Annotated in this window: 8 protein-coding genes and 1 pseudogene; 7 read left to right on the plus strand and 2 right to left on the minus strand. The window is 56.9% G+C overall.

The features are described from left to right. Nucleotides 1-301: 301 nt before the first annotated feature. Entirely contained in the window at nt 302-829 is a 528-nt protein-coding gene (locus U8330_RS14015; protein ID WP_323105874.1) for a GNAT family protein, read from the minus strand. A 591-nt stretch (nt 830-1,420) separates the two neighbouring features. On the opposite strand from U8330_RS14015, the gene U8330_RS14020 reads away from it, so the two are divergent. The 7 genes and pseudogenes from U8330_RS14020 to U8330_RS14050 form a co-directional block, all read left to right on the plus strand. Continuing rightward, nucleotides 1,421-2,482: a restriction endonuclease gene (locus U8330_RS14020; RefSeq protein WP_323105875.1), complete on the plus strand. Its 1,062-nt coding sequence runs from the start codon at nt 1,421-1,423 to the stop codon at nt 2,480-2,482. Nucleotides 2,483-2,521: 39 nt separating this feature from the next. Then, nucleotides 2,522-5,197, plus strand: a complete 2,676-nt coding sequence (locus U8330_RS14025; RefSeq protein WP_323105876.1) for a class I SAM-dependent DNA methyltransferase — start codon at nt 2,522-2,524, stop codon at nt 5,195-5,197. Continuing rightward, nucleotides 5,198-7,324, plus strand: a complete 2,127-nt coding sequence (locus U8330_RS14030) for a DEAD/DEAH box helicase (RefSeq protein WP_323105877.1) — start codon at nt 5,198-5,200, stop codon at nt 7,322-7,324. Continuing rightward, the gene (locus U8330_RS14035; protein ID WP_323105878.1) at nt 7,324-8,529 is read left to right on the plus strand and encodes a GIY-YIG nuclease family protein; all 1,206 of its coding nucleotides are present in this window, start codon (nt 7,324-7,326) and stop codon (nt 8,527-8,529) included. The genes U8330_RS14030 and U8330_RS14035 overlap by 1 nt, the downstream gene beginning before the upstream one ends. 230 nt (nt 8,530-8,759) lie before the next feature. Beyond that, nucleotides 8,760-16,277, plus strand: coding sequence for a CHC2 zinc finger domain-containing protein (locus tag U8330_RS14040; protein ID WP_323105879.1), 7,518 nt, complete (start codon nt 8,760-8,762; stop codon nt 16,275-16,277). A gap of 3 nt (nt 16,278-16,280) precedes the next feature. Next, nucleotides 16,281-17,255, plus strand: coding sequence for a 3'-5' exonuclease (locus U8330_RS14045; protein ID WP_323105880.1), 975 nt, complete (start codon nt 16,281-16,283; stop codon nt 17,253-17,255). Further along, a pseudogene (locus U8330_RS14050) lies at nt 17,256-17,451 on the plus strand (ATP-binding protein); the annotation flags it as partial. Between the two features lie 219 nt (nt 17,452-17,670). Here the strand turns inward: U8330_RS14050 and U8330_RS14055 are convergent. Continuing rightward, nucleotides 17,671-18,543, minus strand: a complete 873-nt coding sequence (locus tag U8330_RS14055; RefSeq protein ID WP_323105881.1) for a hypothetical protein — start codon at nt 18,541-18,543, stop codon at nt 17,671-17,673. Nucleotides 18,544-18,952 lie beyond the last annotated feature (409 nt).

Here is an 18,952-nt window from a genome sequence, read left to right on the forward strand (position 1 = left end):
GCCAGGGATCAGGATGCGGAAATTATTTCCGCTCCACATGCCGCCGACCACAAATGTCAAAGTTCAACGAGAGTGAAGTGAGTACATGAAGTCTCACTTTTTTGCTGGGCAACGACCGGTATGGGGCCGTGAGCAGACTGACTGGTTCTGGTGCTCGAGAAAGAATTGGCTGCCTTAGAGCGTGGGCGACCTTCATTACCGCTTCCCGACCCCATTGCAGCCAGTGGGAGATTTTTTTGGAGAGCCTATGAGTTGCCGTTCTGACCCGAACCTTCGACATCAGCTTCGCCGCCCGAAGCGGTCATTTGGGCAGTCCCGTTTCCCATTCCAAACGAAGCATGCTCATGATCGCGGTGTCCCATCTCTCGTTACCAACTTTGGTAGACGACCGCCTCACTCCCTCGTGGACAAAACCGAGCTTTTTGTAGGTTCGGATAGCGGCAATGTTCCAGGTATATACATTCAGCTCAGTCCTCTCGATTTGCGAGTGAGAGAACGCCCGCTCCAATCCCGCTTCCAGTAACGCTTTAGCTAGTCCTTGCCCCCGCATTGTTGGCGCGACTATGACGCGGCCGATCCTTGCGACGCCATTTTTCCAGTCCACAGCTAATTGGAGATGCCCTGCTATAACCTGGGAGGCGTTAACAGCCATCCAGGATAGCCGCTTGGGCGGTAACGTTTGCCCGTCGATAATCATCTGTTCAAGCTGATCGTCGGTGACCGGATAAGTCAGATCAGGTCCGCCCCACTGCACCACATCGCGCTCGCTGCCCAGCCAACTGCGAAGGACCGGAAAGTGGATTGCTTCGAAATCGATTAAAGTCATCATCAGCTCATTACACACTGAACCGAAATTAGGCCTATAGCCGGCGCATCCACAGTGCAACGTCCCCTTCTGGCGCGAAGCGGAAATTATTCCCGCGAACGGGCCGGGAGCGGATCGTCGGCTTGGAGGCGCTCAAGAGGAAATAACGGTCGGATGCTGCCGTTTTTCGCCGACCGAGTTGCTGTCGACGATTTCGCTGCCGTTATATACCACTCTGGCGATACGTACTCGGTCGCTTGCCGTAAGGTCAGATGACCACACATTTTTGATAAACAGCGCTATTTCTTCGGGCTCTATAGTCTCTCTAGTATCGGCGGCGAAAAGCGGTCCTGACGTCAAAAGTTGATCCGACCTACGACGTCTTCCGGAGCAGCGGACCATTTCCCACGCACCTATCTGCGTCAGGTCGAAGCCGCGCGGGGGAGACTGGATCGTCTACTACAAGCCACGGCCGCCGAGCGGCAATCCGACGAAAACGGATGGCAAGCAGGTATATTTCGCGACAGCCAGGATCCCCGACATCATCGAATGTCCGTCAAAGCGGAAATAATTTCCAGACCGGTGACACCGTCGCTACAGCCATAGCGTAGAGGCTTGATCAATCTTGCAATTCTGCGATGCGTGATGAATGTATCTTGCGACAGGGGGATGCACATGACAAAATCGTGGATGGTTCGCGCCGAACGCAACGGCCGCTTGTTCGATGCGTTCAAGGAAAAGTCGGTCGTTGCCATTGGTTGGCCGGCGCTGGGCGACCTGTCTGACGCCAAGAGCCGCAAAGCCATCGGCGAAGCGCTGGCAAAGGTCTACGCTGGCGCCAGGCCGCAGAGCCAGGCCATGGCAGCCGGGCAGCTTCATCGCTTCGTCAATGAGATGACCATCGGCGATATGGTCGTGACCTACGATCCGTCGCGCAGGGTCTATCTGGTGGGGGAGATCGCCAGCGCCTATCGCCACGATGCTTCGATCGACCCGGAAGACACACAGGTTCGCTCGGTGCGATGGGATGGCGAAGTCAGCCGCGACCTGCTCTCTGTCGAAAGCCGCAACAGCCTCGGCTCCATATCTACACTGTTTCGCCTATCGGATGACGTGGCGGCAGAACTCAAGAAGGCTCTGTCCGGCAACATCACTACCCCCGCCGAATTGTCTGCCCCCGCGGCCGAGGCTGCCGAGGAGGATCTGTTCGAATCCATGGCCAGCCGAGCCCATGAATTCATCAAGGACAAGGTGAACGCCTTGAGCTGGTCGGAAATGCAGGATCTCGTTGCGGGTCTGCTCCGCTCCCTCGGCTACAAGACGCGCGTCTCGGACGCTGGTCCCGATCAAGGTAAGGACATCGTCGCCTCGCCCGATGGTTTCGGCTTTGAGGCACCCCGCATTGTTGTGGAGGTCAAGCATCGCAAAGGCTCCATGGGCGCGCCGGATCTGCGCAATTTCATTGCCGGGCGTCATGATCTCGACAAAGGCCTTTACGTCAGCACCGGCGGCTTTACCCGCGAGGCGCGCTATGAGGCCGAACGCGCCCGCATCCCGACTGCGCTTATGGATCTCGATGACCTGGTGAAAAGCCTGCTGGAGCAGTACGATAAGCTCGATCTCGAGACCCAGCAGCTCATTCCCCTGAAGCGCATTTTCATTCCGGCCTGGGTCTGACCGCACCGCCTGCAACGATAAGAAGAAGCCTGACCTTTCATGATGAACCCCACCGAAATTGCCGATGCCCTTGATGCCATTGCCAAGACGAAGTTTGATCCCACCGAGTGCGGCTATGCCTTTGCGCAGGCGACAGACAATGCGCAGGCAACTATTGCCAAGCTGAGGGTGGGCAGCACCAACAAGTCGGATATTGCGGGCGGCGTTCTGCTGAACGGCAAGTTCCATTATGCACCTGCCTTGCAAGGCAGGGCGGCTGACATGCTTGATGCGCTTCGTGCCTCCAAGCGCACGGCAAAAGCGAAGCCCGCAATCCTGATTGCCACGGATGGCGAGATGATTGCCGCCGAGCACCCGAAGTCCGGGGAAACGCTGCACTGCCCCTTTGCCGAGCTTGGCACGCATTTTTCCTTCTTCCTGCCTGCTGCTGGCAAGGAGCGGTATCGGGCGGCAGAGGAAAACCCGGTCGATATCAAGGCCACCGGCAAGCTGGCGAAACTTTACGATGCGCTTTTGAAGGCAAACCCGGATTGGGCCGTGCCGGAGCGCCGCCATGCCATGAACCTGTTCATGACGCGGCTGATTTTCTGCCTGTTTTCTGAGGATGTCGGTGTCTTCAAGGAAGATCAGTTCTCCTTCGCCGTCTTCTCCTATGGCGGCAATAAGGGTGAACATGCGCGCCATGTGCTGGTTCAGGCGTTCACCGCCATGAACCTGCCCAAAGGCCAGCGGGAGGGACTGCCTGCCTGGACGGACACGTTCGAATACGTCAATGGCGGGCTGTTTGCTGATGCCATCGAAGCCCCGGAATTCGACCCCATCTCCTTCCGCTATCTGCGCGATGCCGCAGAGCTGGACTGGAAGCTGATCAACCCGGATATTTTCGGCTCGATGATCCAGTCGATTGCCGATCCCAAGGCGCGCGCCGAACTGGGCATGCATTATACCTCGGTGCCGAATATCATGAAGGTGCTGGGGCCGCTGTTTCTGGACGATCTGGATGAGGCATTGGACAAGGCCTGGGACAAGCCAGCGGCGCTGAAGGTCCAGCTTCACCGCCTGTCAAAAATCCGCGTCTTCGATCCCGCCTGCGGCTCCGGCAACTTTCTGGTCGTCGCCTATCGGCAGATGCGGGAGCGCGAAATTCGCATTCTGAAACGGTTGGGAGAGCTGGAGTATAATCCGCAGAACGTCATGTTCTCCTCCGTCAGCCTCAACCAGTTCTACGGCATCGAGTTGACGGACTTTGCGGCGGAAACGGCTAAGCTGGCGCTGTTCATTGCCGAATATCAGGCCAATGCCCGCTTTGCCGATGTGTTCGGGCGCATGCCTCCGCTGCTGCCGCTGCGGGATGGTGGACAGATCAGGTGCGACAATGCTCTGCGGGTAAATTGGGATGAGGTTTGTCCGCCACCCGTTGGGGAGGACGAGGTTTACATTGCGGGAAACCCGCCGTTTTTGGGAAAAGCAAAGCAAGAAGCGACACATAAAGCAGATATGGATTATGTTTTCTCGGGTGAAATTAGAAATTATCGGGCCTATGATTTAGTTGCTGCTTGGTATTTCAAAGCCGCCAAATATATAGTTGGCCGGGTGGCTAAGGCAGCATTGGTTGCCACAAACTCAATTTGTCAGGGAGCGTCAGCGTCAAGCCTGTGGCCTGAGATACTAAGAAACGGTGTTGAAATTGGTTTTGCTTATCGCTCATTTAAGTGGAGAAACAACGCAGCCGCAAATGCTACCGTCACTTGTGTAATCGTTGGAATCAGAAATCAATCAGATAGTAACCGCTATCTGATTGATTCCGATGTCAAGACCATTGCAACAAAAATAAACTCCTATCTAATTGACGAATCTGAAATATTCGTTCGCCCTACATCGTTACCTTCAAACGGTCTCCCAGTTATGAACTTCGGCTGCATGCCCTATGATGCCGGTAATCTTAGATTGTCGGCTTCAGAGCGAGATGAGCTAATTGAGATAGCGCCCGCAGCAGATCGTTTCATAAGAAAATTTGTTGGATCTGATGAGGTCATCCATGGAATATCGCGTTACTGTATTTGGATTCATGATCAAGAATTAGAAATAGCTAAACTTTGCAAGCCTATATGGGATCGCGTAGAGAAAAATAGAATTGCTCGTCTCAAAATGAAAGATGTAGCTGGAAAGGCACTAGCAGAGCGCCCTCACCAGTTTAGAGAGTACATCAATGCAGACGATCATGCTATATTAATCCCAAGTATATCTTCGGAAAATAGGCCTTATCTACCTGTTGATTGGGTGAACTCAAAAACTGTTTCATCGAATAAAAACTTTGTTATATATGATGGTCCCGAATGGTGTATCGCGCTCATAGCGTCTAGGCTTCATTTAATTTGGATCGGAACCGTTTGCGGTCGACTCGAATCGAGATTTCAGTATTCCAACACGCTGGGCTGGAACACCTTTCCGGTGCCGAAATTCACCGCTGATCAATTGGATCAGCTTTCAGCCTCCGCACGTCGCATTCTGAAAACGCGCTATCAGCATTACCCGAAAACCATTGCCGATCTCTACGACCCGGACAAGATGCCGGATGATCTGCGGGCCGTGCACCGGGAAAATGATGAGCTTCTGGAGAGCATGTATATTGGCCGCCCCTTCCGCAATGACACGGAGCGGCTGGAAAAGCTGTTCAAGCTTTACGCGGCGCGGGTGAAGCAGGGGGCGAAGTAAATGGTTGAGATGGTCAATGTGCGCTACAACGGCACCGGGCAATCCAAGGCCACCAATGCGCTGGGCCAGCGGCCCATGCAGGCCCGCGCCTATGCCGCCCGCAGCGCGCAGTTCATTCTGTTGAAAGCCCCGCCTGCGGCGGGCAAGAGCCGGGCGCTGATGTTCGTGGCGCTGGACAAGCTGAACCATCAGGGGCTGGCGAAAACCATTGTCTGCGTGCCGGAAACCTCGATTGGCGGCTCCTTCCGCTCAACCGATCTGAAAAGCTACGGCTTCGATGCTGACTGGCAGGTGGAGGACCGCTGGAACCTCTGCCTTTCCGGCACCGAAGATGGCTCGACCGCGCAGAAGGTGAAGGCGTTTTCAGACTTCATGCAATCCGACGCCCGCGTTCTGGTCTGTACCCATGCCACCTTCCGCTTCGGCTTTGAGGCGGTGGAGCGGCTGCATGGCATTGAGGCCTTCGACACTGTGTTCCTCGCCATCGATGAGTTTCACCATGTCTCGGCAGCCGATAACAACCGTCTCGGCGAAATTCTGCGGCAGATCATTGCGCGCGGCCAGTGCCATGTGATGGCCATGACCGGCTCCTACTTCCGGGGCGATGCCGTGCCGGTGCTGCGGCCGGAAGACGAGGCGCGCTTCAAGACGATCACCTATTCCTATTACGAGCAGCTTGAAGGCTATGAGTATCTGAAGGCGCTCGGCGTCAACTACAGCTTCTATCGCGGCCAATACATCAACGGCCTGCCGGATGTGCTGGACACAACGCTGAAGACCATCATCCACATTCCCCATCGCGGTTCGGCGGAAGCCTTTGGCGAGAAGAACGATGAGGTGGGCCGCATTCTCGATCTGATCGGCGAGCATATCGGCGTGGAGGACGGCACCGGCTTCGATCTGATTCGCACGGCAGATGGCCGGGTGCTGAAGGTGGCCGATCTCGTCAACGATGGCCCGGATCGCGAGGGAGTAAAGGCGGCACTTTCCCGCGAGATCAAAGGTCCAAATGGCAAGCGCGACGATGAGGCGGACCGCGCCAAGGTGGACATCATCATTGCGCTCGGCATGGCCAAGGAGGGGTTTGACTGGGTGTGGTGCGAACACGCGCTGACCATCGGCTATCGGGCATCACTGACCGAAATCGTCCAGATCATTGGCCGCGCCACGCGCGATGCGCCGGGCAAGCCGAAAGCCATCTTCACCAATCTAGTCGCGGAACCCGGCGTGGAAACGGCGGCTGTGAAGGATGCCGTTAACGACATGCTGAAGGCCATTTCCGGCTCCTTGTTGATGGAACAGGTGCTGGCGCCCAATTTCAAATTCTGTCGCCGCGAAGATGGCGACATTCGCGAACCAATCACCGATGACGGACAGGGCACGATCACCATCGGCATCAAGGGCCTGATGGATCCGCCGACCGACCGGGCGCGAGACATTTGCGAAAACGATATGGCCGATCTGATGGCAACCGCCTGTCAGGCCGTCGATGCCCGCATCGTTTCGCCAGACACGGCACCGGAAGTGGCAACCCAGATGCTGCTGACGGACATTATCGAGCATCGCTATGTGAACCTCAACGATGACGAAACCGAAGCCATTCGCCAGAACCTCGCCGCACGCATGAACCTGCTGACGCTGGCACGCCAGGAAGCCGAACGTGGTTTTCAGGAAGCGGGCGCGCCGTTCGTCGGTGCCGATCAGGAAGGCGGGGAAGCGCCCCGAATGGGCGGCGACGCCGGACAGGCGGATAGCGAAAACGCAGACGACGATATAAGGGTGGCACCCAACACGCTGCTGGCCATGGTGCGCCGCTTCATCAATGTTCGTGAACTCGACATTGATCTCATCGACAGCGTCAACGCCTTTCAGGAATGCTTCGAGGTGGCCTCGCGCAGCTTCGATGCCCTGCTTCTGTCTCAGGTACAGTCGGCCATGGTGGCCATGCGTGTGCAGATGACGGAAGAGGAAGCACGGACGCTGTGGCCCCGGATCAAGCGGTTCCGGGCGCAGGAGGGGCGCGAGCCGAATGTCCATGCCGAAGATGCGCTGGAAAAGCGCATGGGAGAAGCGCTGGCCTGGCTCAAGAACCGCAAGACCCAGATGATGCGGGAGACGGCAAGCTGATGACCCGCCCCACGCTGGAAGAGATCTTTGCAGAGCCAGACGAATTTGGTCTTCTTGCTGTGAAGCTGAAACCAAGGGCCTCATCTTCAGGCAACAATGGCCTATCAATTCTGTATGATGTGACGCGCTTTTTCGAGCACCACGGACGTTTGCCCGATGCCAACGCATCCAACCACGAAGAGATGCGGCTTGGCACGATCTGGGAAAACCTTGCCAAGTATCCGAGTGAGGAGCTTCGGCAAGCGGACAGGCTTAGACTTCTGGCACGGAAAGAGGACGTCGCTAAGGTTTCCTGGCGCGATGAGGTTGAAGACGACAACATTCCCAACTCGCTTGATGACATCTTCGCCGATGACGGCCTGGATGTTCAGCCTGAGCTTGTTCAGCTCAAACACGTCACGCCAGCGGCAGAACGCCTACTGCCTGACCATCGGGCGGATTTCATACCTTGCAAGGATTTCGATCAGTTCGCCGGTCTGTTCGAGACCATGGAACAGGCCCTCGATAGCGGTGCACGTGAAGCCACGCTCATTGAAAAATGGGCCGTTATCGAGCCACTGGAAGGCGACTTTTTCATTCGCAACGGCCTTCTGGCCTTTATCGCGGAAAAGAGCGAAAGCACGCAGCGCGGCGGCGCGCGCGACCATCGCCTGCGGGTGATTTTCTCGAACGGCACTGAAAGCGACCCGCTGATGTCGTCGTTCCGCAAATCCCTCAATGACGACAAAACGGCTCGCATCATTCAGCGCCTGGGCCTCGGTCCGCTCGATCCCGACTGGGAGACCGACAAGGTTTCGCTTTCCGGCACAATCTATGTGGCGCGCAGCCTTTCTGAAGATCCGGCGATCAAACCGCAGCGCGACATCCTCTACAAGATCGGTGTCACCTCACAAGACGTCCGGCGTCGCGTAGCTGACGCCCGAAACGACCCGACCTTCCTTCTTGCGCCAGTCGAGATTGTCGCGACTTACGAGCTGCAGAACCTGTCGCGTTCCAAAGTCGAGAATCTGCTCCATCGGTTCTTTGACGCCGCAAGGCCCGGAGAGCTGTTCATTATTGACCGCTTCGGCAAAAGAATTCGACCGCGAGAATGGTTCTATGTGCTGCCGGAGCACGTCGCTCACGCAGCTCAGCTCATCAAGGACGGACAGCTACATCTGTACCGATACGACCGCGAGACGCAGAAGATTGTCAGGAGATCGTAGGGCTGGGCCGCGGAAATTATTTCCGATGCCAGGATAGCGCCGCCATGCCTTCTGTTCAATTTCAAATCGGCTTGTGCTTCGCGCTTTCGTTGTCCAACCGAGTCCGGTCACGAGAGTTTCGAAACGGCAATGCTTCGGTGCAGTTTACCACTAGTTGAATTTGTCGTTAATTATAACAGAACTTGATGAGCCTAGATTTCTAAAACCTTGCGTAGAAATAGGAGGGGTTGTTGGCGTTAAAATCGAGGGGAAACGTTGACCTTAAGGGAATAATTGAGCAATGCGACATCGTGGCGGTCGCAACTGCCCTCGGTCTTCAGGTCGACCGAACTAAATCTCGGCCTCATAAGGCGCTTTGCCCCTTTCATGACGACCATAGTCCATCTCTGAATCTCTATCAGCGGGCGGGAAAACGTGACAATTTCCATTGCTTCGCATGTGGCGCCCATGGCGATGTTCTGTCGCTTGTGCAGCGGCGGAATAATCTCAACTTCTGGGATGCGGTTCAATGGCTCGCCCCACACGCGGGCGTTTCGCTTGCCGAAAACATCCGAAGGCCGAGCATTGATCGGCGCAGCGGGGCAAAACAATTTGTCGAATGGTTGCGCGGAGGATCTGACGAACAGGAGCTTGAGCGCATCGCGGCACATCGCGGGTTCGAGCCCGATATGCTTAGGAGGATCGGCGCTAGCGTCTATGATCTCACCAGGCTCCGTCGCGAAGCCTCGACGGATCGTGCACTTGAAGAAGCGCTGTGCAAAGCCGGCATCTTGCGTGCCGAGGCAGCGGCGCTTCCAGACAGTGAAACGCGAAATTGGCTACGCGGCTTCTACTCGGGCAAGCGGATCGTATTTCCTTTGGGCAGTCGAGGCGGCGCACCCGTAGGGTTTGCCGCTCGGGCTTTAGGGAATGAAGATCCCCGATACTTATATTCCTTCGACTTCCCGCGCCGCGACACGCTGTACGGGGCCGAGCGTGTCGAAGCAATGCTCAGCCGGCGCGAGTTACGCGGGAACATGGCATATATCTATGTGGTCGAAGGAATTTTCGATCAGTTGCGTCTGGAGTCCCTTAATTTCACCGCGGTTGCCTTGCTCGGCTCACGTGCTGCACCGGGCCAAGTCGCTGCGCTCGCGCATATCGTAGACATCGCCAGCCAGGCCGATCGGCCTCTCAATTTTCGCCTTTTTCTCGACCCCGACACTGCAGGGCGAGACGGCACTTACGACTTGATTTTAGCGCTGTTGCGCCTGCTGGATGGTGGTAGCGCTTTCGGGATTGAGGTAGTGGTGCCGCCTCCAAATGCCGAGAAAGCTGATCCCGACAGCTATTTACGTGGCCGAAATCACGAGGACGCAGATTCGCTGCTCGACCGTAACGCCTATCCAGCACTCGAATTCATGCTCTGGATGCGGACCGGACAGGGCGAACTTCCTATCAATATCGAGGGGCTGTCCCCCGTCCAACTGGCAAGCAGCGCGCGTCGCATTGCCCACGCCCTTCCTGATGTAAACTGGGACAGAGTTTTGGCGCCACTGGATGTAGCGGAAACCTTAGGCGGATTCGCTGCGATGATCCGGACCTATAGCGACGGTGTACCGCGTGGGGCGCTTAAACCTGTCGACCGGCGCGAAACAACGGGCGATCCGCGAGCAGACTTGATCACTGCTCTGAGTCTCGGGCGATCTTCTACAAAACGCCGTGAATATCCTCTCGATGACGACGCATGGGAGCGGTTAGCGGTCGCCGCCTCGCCGCTGTTCCATCTCCATCGTGAACGCCTAAAAATCGGTGATGGCCCGATGGCACCGCTCCTGGCGCGCCATCTCCCCAAGGGTGGTGGGCGATACCGCCTCAAAGCTGGGCCAGTCGCGGCTGACGCGCTGCTTCAACAATATGCACTTGTTGAGTTGCTGCGTGATCGTTCTGGCGCTCCCGGTTTCTCCGATCGGATCCCCGCCGTCCGCTTCGATCGCCGAACGGGTGGCAGAGGGATTTACCGGACAGGTGTCGAGGGAGAAACCGAGGCCTTGAGCTTTGCCTATCAGGTCGATATGGCGATTGTTAACGGCGAAGCGCCACCGATGCGTGAAGGTATTTTTCGACCCTACTTCGAATGCTGGCGTGCCTTTATTGATCATTTGGATAACAAGATCCGGCACTATCGGCATGAAGATCTACAGATCCTGCGGCTCGATATTACAGGATTCTATGAGTTCGTGCGTCCTGAAGTGGTCGGTGATGCTCTGCAAGGGCCGCTAGAACGTGCTCTTGGCCATTTTGCGCAAGCCGACGGCGGACCTATGGGGTTCGCCCCGCTGCTCCTTCCCGATTCCGGTGCAGATGCGCCTCTTCGTGCAAACGTCTTTACCGACTTCCTGCTCCGTCATGCCTTCCACAATGAGCATGCAGATCCCAAATCAGGCCAATCTGCGCGTCTTAGGGGCCTTCCGCAAGGTCCTGACCTATCAGCTTATCTTGCAAACATTTCGCTTTTCGAGCTTGATGACATGATGCGGGCCGAGGTGAAGCGTATCGACGCCGCTTACATAGATAAAGAACTTGAGAGCGAACGAAAGCGGGGCACGCCAAACCCCCACGAATCACAGGAGACTCACGGCGACGTCAAACAAGAGCAGCGCCGAAATCAATGTAGTGCAGCCTATGCGCGTTATGTGGATGATATAATCCTTATATGCCCGAACGCCGACGTTGCCGGGCTACTGCGACGAAAGATCGAAACTCACCTTCAACTGAGGGGGCTTTCGCTGAATCGAAAGAACGCGACCCCACCCTTGATGACCCGCCAAGAAGCGCGCGAGTGGCTCACAGATAGCCGCATGGGCTTCGGCTTCTCTGGTCCTCTGGCAGACATGCCAGTGACAGATACGATGGATCCGCTGGCCGATGCCGGCGACATTGATCGCCGAACTGCGCTTGGTTTACTTTTCGACCCCGAACTCGACGACTTGCGGCGCCCAGAGCGCATACAGGAACGGTTAGAACGGGCATTTCGTGCCGACGAGGTGCGATTTAGCGACCGCGCTAACGCCTATCGGCGTCTTTGGCTGATCGCGGCGGGCGAAAATCACTTGGGGCCCACCGAGATCGCACGCTCATTTCGGACCGAAGCCCTTCGCGTGGACGTGGGCGCGCGGATGGCTGACGCTCCGTTCGATATCACGGTTACGGCCCTAGAAGCGATCGAGCGCGCGTTACGCGCCCATATTCCAGAAGCATTGGAGGAAGACGCGCGCGACTACTGGTCAGAGCGCCGACGCTGGTTAGCGGAGGCGGTTCTAGCCGACATTTTTGCCCCCCTTGCCAGCGCCTTTATGGGCACAGATGCAGAGTCATTCCTTCGGCGCCATGATGTTCGCTGCCATGTTGCCATCATCGCCTGTTTGGCGCTCTCAGTTCTAAAAGATGCGAAGGTCGCCAATGGCGAGCACCCGTTTGCCTCGCTCATGCCATATCTCTCTCCAGCAGAAGGCGTCGAACTTATGTACGACGGCTTGCGACTGTCGCTGTACCGTCACGATGGGGACCTTGAGCCCCGTCTTCCTGGACTAACTGTCCCATCCGAGCAGCAGACCCGCAACGCCTTTCATCGTCTCGAGACCGCACTGGTGAAACTGCAAAGGCTCGACGACGGGGCGCCCGACTTATCCCCGACTCCAATTGCTGATACCTTTGCGACGGAAATTGAACAGGTGGTCGAGAATATCTTAAAGATCTGGACACCTGGCGCAGATGACGACGCAAAGATCGACCCGGTGGAAGTCGATGCCGCGGCTACGCTCGTCAACGTCACCCACCGACACTTCGCCAATATCGCTCCTGCAAGGCCGCGGTTGATACGGATGATCTCGAACAGAAGCGACGCGACAGCGCTTCCGTCACCGCCAGGTCTTGAAGCCTCGGGTTTGATGTTATGGTGCGCTAATGGTCATCTGCTTTTTGCAGCGCCGCTGAGCGATGCGCCGCGTCCAGTGGGTGCTCAGTGGCGCGAAGAGAACTCCAATGGGCAGGGTTTCCTTCATTTATGGAAGGCCGACCTGGCTGCCGATATCAGGCCGATGTTCGCGGTTGAAAGGGATTGGGATGCGCAAGATATCGCCGCGCTATACGAAGCAGGGTATGGATCATATCGCGGCCTGCTCGCCGCCGCGACGACAGAGCATGTACCAGTTCCAACGGTCTTTTCGTTCTTTGCTCCTGTCGATGCGAACGAGATGCCCGACATCCACCGTACAACCCTTATCTGCTGGACCGCCCCCCGTCCGGCAGTCGATGGTCACGCTTTCGTGCGGAACGGAAGCGCTCTTGAAGCGCGGCCGGTCCATCTCCTTGACGCCGACCATTGGCGTTACGGCTGGGCGGTACGTGATCTCTGTCGCCGACCAGAAGGTCCCGCGGAAGATATTACGGCCTTGGAAGGTCATAGCGACACTAAGCTTGACCGTTTAAGTCACCGCCGCGAGGCGATTTTAGCGCGTGTGCTGCCCCGGCTCTCCGGAGCCGATCGATGGGGTGCCGGACTACAATCCGATGACGGTGCTATTCCCACACGTATTGCTCGAGCGCTTCGACTGCTGACCGCATTCGGTACGACCGTACTCCCCGACCAACATGCAAGTTATCTTGTCGCGGCAACGGCCGAAGGCGTATTTATGAGCGAACGGCTGGGTACGGTCGGAGATGCGAGCCATAGCGGTCGGCCGGCTGCGATAGCGGCTCGGGCCGCGCGGCGTGTGAGCCGGGCCCTTCCGGCCGCCGGCCGATTGTGGCCTGTCAGGCAGTCTTTCACCAGCGCTGAGCGAAGAAGCGCGGCTGCATGGTTCGCCGCTGCACATCGCGTTGAAACGCAGGTCGGCGAACTTGGCGAGGCAGCCGCGATTCCGCTAGCAACACTCGGTATAGGACTTACCCTTCTGGGAACTATGGCCGAATTACGCGCTCTAGCTTTCGAGATGGCTGCCGCCTTGCCCTCGGGGAGTCTCGAGCGCCTGCAAAATCTTCCGATCGATCTGTCCTTCGCTGCCCAACACCTGGGCGGCGAGATCGCATTGATCGACGATGCGGAGAGCCATCTTGACGGCGATCCGAACGTGCAGACAAGGCGCATGTTGCTAGTCTTCAGGCAGATCGTCGAGGGACGCCGCACCGCAGCGGCGGCGGCGCGCGATGCGATAACGCCGCTCGGATGGCTGATTCTTGTGTCGACGCTGTTGCAACTTACACCACCAGTAACCACAGAGTTTGGGGAAGTTCGACCAGCCCTATGGCGTATGACATCAGACGGTTTCGAACGCGCGGCAACGGCAATTTCCGGTCTGCTGCCGTTCCTTGCGGCTGCGGCGCCTGATGTTGCAGAAGACGGCGATTGGCCTTGGAACACCTTTGAGCCGCTTCGCACTGCGATGCCTGGGGGCCTCAAAGACTACTTGACAGAATTGTCCGTAGCGGCAGCGATCCGCATCGATGTTTTGCGCTCAACTATCAATCCGCGAACGGGTGAAGTCGTCGACGGACGGCCAGTGCTGCGGCTCGCGGACGGCAGTTCACATCGGTTGTCCGAATGGCAGATCGATGTAGCATATGTGGCAGGCGAGCGCCGTCTATCTACCGAGTGCGAGGAGCATGAAAGCCGCATTCACTATCGCTATTCAGTAGCCTGGAACAATGACCGGGTCGTTGGTCTCCACCTCGTGTCTCAAAGCCTGGCCGAAGTGGCGTTTTGCGCCGCGTCAGATGGGACCGCTGGGAGCGCAGAAACCAATAGCGACGAACTGGTAGCACATAGAACTGCCGGGCAAACTGAAACTTCAGTAGTGACACAAATCACTGGAGATGTGCAGGAAGGGCCGATAGAAGGCCCGAACTCTCAAGAAGAGCATCTAGCAGTCAACAATGGTTCACGTCTCGGCCAAGTTACTACCGAGGATCCTCCAGCAACGCTGCCACAAAGCACCAAGGGTGGGGTACCCAGCACATTGGCGCCCGTCGACGCGATGGCCCGTATCATTCAGTGGCAAGATCGGCTTTGGGGCGATCGAGCCAAACGTGGCCACGGCCACCAACGGCTCGCCATAGTGCAATGGGATGTTGTCGACACATATTACGCGCCTGGCACCGGAGGTGGAAAGCACGAGGGTTTGCGCGATCTCAACGGTGGCAAGGTCACCGCAGCGACAGTAAGCAAAGGAGGAGAATTCCAATCGATCGCCGAAGGCCGGCGACGAGCTATTTTGCTCGAAGTGCTTCGCGCCTGCGCCCGCTTCAAAGTCGATGGTCTTGTGCTGCCAGAATACAGCCTGCGACCCGAGACCGTGAATTGGCTTACACGCCAGCTCTCCGCCAAAAATTTATCGCTGACCGTCTGGTGCGGAACGTTCCGCGTTCCTGACGGCTCGTCAATCTCGACAGAAATCCCGTCCAACGGACCTTCGCCTTTCCTTCGGCCAACGCCCATGGGGCGTGCTGGAGCGATTGAGTGGGACATGCATTCCGCTTTGCTAACCTGTGTAGACTCACAGGCTTCGGAAGATAGGATTCAAATTCGGTGCGCTGTACGACGCAAGCGGTACCCTTCGTCAGCCGCTGGCGAATTGATTAGGCCCTCTGCAAACGAGCCTTGGCAGCCTTTGCTTTCTCACGTGAAAGATCCGTTCCGCCTCGGAAACTATACGGTTGAACTCGTATGCTCGGAAATGTTTCTCCACGCAAGCGCTTCCAATTACATAGGCATTCTCGAAGAAAACCGGAGCCTCGCTCAACGCTACGCAATCCCATGGCCAACATCCGATGCCGTCCAAACGCTCAATGCCGACGTGCACGAGTTCGCGCGTTGGACGTCCTATCGTAGTGTCGAAGAGCCGCCAGAGCTCTCTCGCGGCGAAGCAATGCAGCGAACCTTGATCATTCTCCCGGCCATGACGTCACGGTCTGCCGACTATCACATTTTCGGCCAGAACCAGTATCTTGCAGCGGGGCTCGTGACTGCTTTCTGCAATGCAGTGGAACCAACGGCGGGGGTCGGGGGATCTGCTTTCATTGGACTTGATGGCTGGAAATCCGGAATTGAGACGGCGACGCCTTACGGCTCCTTAGCGCCGGGGATCTTCCAACTCGGTAGTAAGCATAGCGATGCACTTGGCAAGCATGAGGCCGCGATGGTGATTGCGGACATCGATCCGATCCGTACCACTGACCTGAAGCCGCGTCCGCACCATCAAGGTCGGTCGTTACAGCTTGTCGCGCATCTTCCGCTCATTTTTGCCACTGAATCCAATCCATCGCCTGAAGCTCGCGGAACTCGCGAACGGATGCAGCGAACTCGCCACGTCGGCGATGCGCAAAAGACCTTTCTTGAGGCTGCCATAGCTGTGCAAGAAGTCTTGGATACACCTGATCCGAACTGGCGTCATGAGCGTGCTGCGCCCGACCCGGATCCTTTGATAGAGCGACGACAGACAGCGATCGTTCAGAAGACTGTCGCAGCGTTGGAGATGCTCGTTTGCTTTGCCGACGACCCTGAATGGTTGCGGCGCCGCTCTGCTGCATTTTGTGAAAAAAGGTGGCATTATCCACCGCCGTCGAATCTTCCGGCTCTGATCGACTGGCTATATGTTGACGACAGTTGGCGCGAGACCAAGGTAGACTTGGGGGACCGCCATCCATACGAGGTCGACGAGAGTGTGCTCCATGTACCGCGTGATGGTGGTACAACAGAATTTAAGGCCTAAGTTGTGAGCAGTGTAATTGGAGATACTGCCTCCGAGGAGCTACTGGAGGCGGCCGCTCGCCAGCTCGAAGCATCCGGACGGTACCGGGTGCTCCGCCGGCTGGATCTCGCTGCATGCTTGGCTGACCGTGACAGCAGTCCGACGCGGCTCGGCATGTTTCTCGACATCGAATGCACCGGTCTCGATCCTTTGACATGCGAGCCGATTGAATTGGCGATCTTACCCTTCGAGTATCGTCTCGATGGAGCAATCGTGGCCATTCACCCTCCTTTTCAGCAAGTCAATCAGCCGTCGGCTCCCATCCCTCCCAACATTACGAAGATCACTGGCATCAACGATGAAATGGTCTCTGGACATCACATCGATCCCGCCACCGTTGCGAATTTTGTCGAAGATGCCGCTATCATCATCGCACACAACGCTGCGTTCGACCGTCCAATCGCCGAGCGAATTTCGCCCGCGTTCATTGCCAAACCTTGGGCATGCACTATGTCGGATGTCGATTGGAAAAGCGAGGGATTCGAAGGCCGACGCCTGGGCGAATTGTTGGCAGCGTTTGGGGTATTTTTCGATGCTCACCGCGCCTTGGATGACTGTGAGGCTGGCGTAGGTCTCTTGGCCCAGAAGGTTCCATGTTCGGGTCGCCGCGTACTCGAGATGCTTTTGGAGACAGCCCGAAAGCCATGTTGGAGGATCTTCGCAATAGATGCGCCTTACGACGCTCGTGAATTACTGCGGCAACGCGGATACCGCTGGAATGCTTCCCCAGAATTCGGACCCAAATCGTGGTGGATCGATCTGGGAATGAAGGAAGTCGAGCCTGAACTTCAATTCCTTGAGAATGAGATTTTTCACCGTCCTATAAGCTTACCAATGGAGGAAATGACGGCATACGATCGCTACTCAATCCCGATGACCAGACGCGCGCTTCGGCAGGCGGATTCGCGAGAACATCTGGCGTCCTCCGTTCGCCCTTGACTGATGTCGCAACGATACGAGCGAGGCGCGACCCTCATCATCAGCAATCTTCCGTTTGACGAATGGACGGAAACTCTTAGGGGCAGAGTGCCTGAACGGCGCGCTGCTGGATCGCATCACCCACCACGTCACCATCCTTGAGATGAACGGCGACAGCTATCGCCTCGCCCAAAGCCGCGCCCGAAAGGCCGGCTGAAACCCCTCAAAAAAATCGCAACGCGCGGATGAGACCACCGCTCGGGCTACGCCCTCCCGGGGTCTCATCCGCGCGCCACAGCGGCCGACTTTTGCGCCGCCGCATGGCCGGTTTCTACTCCGCCGTTGACAGGTTGGCGGCTTCGCGTGTTTGTTGACGAACGTCAGTGAGAGGGGCCGATGCGAACTCTTAACTTCGTCCCATACGCGTTCGCCGCGCTCACGTTCTTGCGAACTCGTGCGATCTGTTAGCACCCACCGTGTGGAACACGGTCACATTCCAGGCGACTGACGGCCGCGTGAAGTCCATCTGCCCGATCGTCAGTGTGTCGGCTTCGATTGAAATGCCTTCTGATCTCGCCGTCTCCCAAGGAAAGACCACTCTAGGCAACGAGGATATGCGCTCAAACGGTTTTGCGTCAAAGAAAGGTCGAAAGCCCTCCTCCGGATCCAATCTTCCGATCGTATGGAGCAGTCTGCCGAACGCGATGTCCGTTCGCAGCGCCGCCGTCATGAGCGCGTGTACATCTTGATGGTAAGAGAAAGCTTCGTGCTTGAAACCCTGACGTCCTCGTCCCTTGCTGTGGACCGCAGCATCGTACCGATCGACGCCATTAGAAGTCTCCATGATGCAATAGCCTCGCACGACGAGATTGGACCGGTCAGGAACAGCCTGTAGTGGATTTAGGAATCGATCGTTGTGCTTGAGCAGGTTGCTGATCTCAGCCCAACCGTCGCGAGCTTTCTTCGCCTTAGAAACGTATGCTGACACCGACTCTTGGTGAACATTCCAGTTCTCGATGGCCGTCCCTACCTGCTTCTCCTGATACAGATCCATAAATTCCGACCATTTCCGAAGAAGGAAGTCGTAGGATTGAAGCGCGACGCGCTCGTGTTCCTCGTCGCAGCCGCCCGTCGCGGCGAGATCGTCAAGGAAACGATTAAGAGCTGCGAGAAGCTCGATACGCCGCCTGAAGCTTTTCCGAACGAAATGCTCAATTGGGCCAAAGGCGTTCCTATTATGCATCTCGTCCGCGAGGCATGCGTAGTTGGAATATATCCGGCCGCGCTCAAAATGTAATCTGTGAATCATGATCTGATTATGTCCGTAGTACATTGTTAACGCGGAGCAGAAGCACACACGTCGGTGGCCGATCTGTCCGACGCTCTAAACGTGCGGCTCGTCCAACTCTGCGACGAAGTGCTGCCCCCAACCCTAGTTTTATAAATTTGGAACGGTAGGGCATCCGCGTGAGGATGTCCAACGTCCGCTTTCCAACCTTGTTGAAGACGCCTCGAATGTCCGCGAAGGAGGCGGGAGCGGACTGACATGAACGCTTCGAGGGCTTTCCGCAATTGGCGCGAAGCGGTCATGCGTGCGGTGACCCGTCGTATGGCCAACTGGCCTGGAAAGCGGAAATTACTTCCGTTCCGCGCCCCATATTGATTGATGCCCAAAGCCAGGGCACAACGGTGGCGTCCATGGTCGCTCGCGATGGGAA

Source organism: Rhizobium sp. CC-YZS058 (assembly GCF_034720595.1).
Lineage (GTDB): Bacteria > Pseudomonadota > Alphaproteobacteria > Rhizobiales > Rhizobiaceae > Ferranicluibacter.

Coding starts and splice junctions, on each gene's coding strand:
- U8330_RS14055 (WP_323105881.1), bottom strand. CDS start 18,543: ATGATTCACAGATTACATTTTGAGCGCGGCCGGATATATTCCAACTAC.
- U8330_RS14025 (WP_323105876.1), top strand. CDS start 2,522: ATGATGAACCCCACCGAAATTGCCGATGCCCTTGATGCCATTGCCAAG.
- U8330_RS14030 (WP_323105877.1), top strand. CDS start 5,198: ATGGTTGAGATGGTCAATGTGCGCTACAACGGCACCGGGCAATCCAAG.
- U8330_RS14035 (WP_323105878.1), top strand. CDS start 7,324: ATGACCCGCCCCACGCTGGAAGAGATCTTTGCAGAGCCAGACGAATTT.
- U8330_RS14015 (WP_323105874.1), bottom strand. CDS start 829: ATGATGACTTTAATCGATTTCGAAGCAATCCACTTTCCGGTCCTTCGC.